We start from the raw sequence: 1465 nt of genomic DNA, 5'->3' as shown, positions 1-1465 counted from the left end.
TGATATGTACCCTCTTTACTGGACAACCAGTAAGGAGGGTATTTTTATGCGTTATAGTTATGAGTTTAAAATGATGTGTGTTGAATTGTATCATTCGGGTTCGTATCCTGACATCCCAAAGGGGCTGAATCCCAATACTCTCAAAAGGCATATACGAGAATGGTCCAGATTGGTTGATTTACATGGTCCAGAAGTTTTAAAACATAAGGTGTTTAATAAGGTATGGACACCCGAAGAAAAACTTGAACTGATTTCAAAGGTTATTGCAGGCACGCCAAGAACGAAAGTTGCCATAGAAGCAGGCATTAATGCAGGACTGCTTTATCAATGGGTACACAAATATAAATTACAAGGATATAATGGATTGGTAGAAAGTAAAAAAGGACGACCAACAAAGGAACCGAGAATGAAAAAATCAACAAATCCATTACCTTTAACAGAATCGGAACGAGAAGAACTGATACGCTTGAGAACTGAAAATGAATATATCAAAGCCGAGAATGAAGTAATAAAAAAACGGATCGCCTTGAGGCAAGAAAAATGGGTTGCGCAACTCAAGGCGAAAAAGCAGCAATCATCAAAGAACTCAGAGAAAAAGGATATCAACTAAAGTATCTCCTAAAAGCAATGCATATGGCTAAATCTACTTACTATTTTGAGATTAACAGAAACGATATTGTTGCCGAACGCAATCAAGAAGTACTAGAAGAAATAAAAAATATTTTTGAGGAGAACAAACGCAGATATGGCGTAAGAAGGGTTCACCAGGAACTTATTAATCGCGGGTATCAGGTGAACCATAAGAGAGTTCAGCGTCTTATGCATGAATCAGGATTAGCCGGCAAACGACCAAAGGAGAAATATCATTCCTATAAGGGACAAGTTGGTAAGATTGCTGATAATATAATAGGCAGAGATTTCAGCACAACTTCGCCTTTACAAAAATGGACCACAGATGTGTCTCAATTCAATTTTTCATGGGGAAAGTGTTATATATCGCCAGTATTAGATATGAATACAAACGAAATCATTTCATATGATTTATCTAGGACTCCTAATCTTGGCCAGATAGAAAGAATGCTAAATAAAGCTTTTGAAAAATTTCCTTCTGTCGAAGGATTAATATTTCATTCTGATCAGGGGTGGCAGTATCAGCATGTCAATTTTAGAAATGCCTTACAAGAACATGGCATTGTACAATCCATGTCACGGAAAGGTAATTGCTATGACAATTGTATTATGGAGACATTCTTTGGAAGATTGAAAAATGAGATGTATTATGGTTATGAGAAAGACTATTCTTCCTTCGAAGAATTCTCACAAGCGATTGAAGAATATATAGATTATTATAATAACAAAAGAATTCAGGCAAAAACAAAATGGATGCCACCTGTACAATACAGGATAGCATCCATGTGTTCAGCCTAGTTCATAAATATGTGTCCAGGATTCTGGGTACATATCA

The 1465-nt window shown here is 36.2% G+C and carries 2 protein-coding genes; both read left to right on the top strand.

The genetic code is table 11. The features are described from left to right. Positions 1-610 (top strand): transposase (locus DXD11_RS14065; protein ID WP_279220462.1); only part of this gene is annotated, 610 nt, incomplete at its 5' end. After that, positions 541-1428: an IS3 family transposase gene (locus tag DXD11_RS14060; protein WP_118758626.1), complete on the top strand. Its 888-nt coding sequence runs from the start codon at positions 541-543 to the stop codon at positions 1426-1428. The genes DXD11_RS14065 and DXD11_RS14060, both read left to right, overlap by 70 nt. The last annotated feature ends 37 nt before the right edge of the window (positions 1429-1465 follow it).

Origin of the sequence: Coprococcus sp. TF11-13 (assembly GCF_003481085.1) — a bacterium.
GTDB lineage: Bacteria > Bacillota > Clostridia > Lachnospirales > Lachnospiraceae > Coprococcus > Coprococcus aceti.
This window is presented reverse-complemented; position numbering and strand designations above follow the sequence as displayed.

What these genes read in the sequence shown, in the direction of transcription:
- DXD11_RS14060 (WP_118758626.1), top strand. Translation starts at nt 541, where the DNA reads ATGGGTTGCGCAACTCAAGGCGAAAAAGCAGCAATCATCAAAGAACTC.